The organism is Hydrogenophaga sp. OTU3427 (genome assembly GCF_038440225.1).
Classification (GTDB): domain Bacteria; phylum Pseudomonadota; class Gammaproteobacteria; order Burkholderiales; family Burkholderiaceae_C; genus Hydrogenophaga.
Genome location: NZ_JASATI010000123.1, coordinates 1 through 567 on the forward strand (window position 1 = coordinate 1; position 567 = coordinate 567).

General features: G+C 69.0%; 1 protein-coding gene. It reads right to left on the minus strand.

Annotation, left to right across the window (positions count from 1 at the left end):
• A partial coding sequence (locus AAHB17_RS24560; protein WP_342133684.1) for a patatin-like phospholipase family protein occupies positions 1 to 537 on the minus strand: 537 nt, incomplete at its 3' end.
• Positions 538 to 567 lie beyond the last annotated feature (30 nt).

Sequence of the window (567 nt, forward strand, 5' to 3'; positions counted from 1 at the left end):
GGCCTGTATGGAGCGGCCAGCCGGTCCCTGCGACAGCAGCACCGGCTGGGCGCTTTGCAGTTCGGTGGCAACGGCGGCGAAGCGAATCGGAAAGTCCTCGATGCGGGTGCTGCCGGTCACATCATCCACCCAGCGCGCCAGGTTGTCGCCGCGTATGAAGCCGCCGGAGCGCCAGGTGAGATCGATCAGCGACACGACCTTCACGTCGAGTGCTGCTTGCCGGATGCGCTCAAGGCCGATACCGCTGGCGTAGGCGGCGCCGACCACCGATCCCGCCGAAGTTCCCACCACGATGTCGGGGCGCAATCCGGCTTCTTCCAGCGCTTGCAGCACGCCCACATGCGCAAATCCACGCAGCCCGCCGCCACCGAGCACCACAGCCAGCGCCGGGCGCCCGTGATGGGCCGAGGCGACGCGGTGCACCTGGGCCAGCGTGCGTGGCTGCAAGTCGGTCGGCGCCGGTTCGGTGACCGCGCAGCCGGCCAGAGCCAGCGCTGCCAGTACGGCCAACCAGCGGTGGAGGAACGGGTGGTTCATGACAGGTTCCTGCGCGCGCTTCACAGTGCT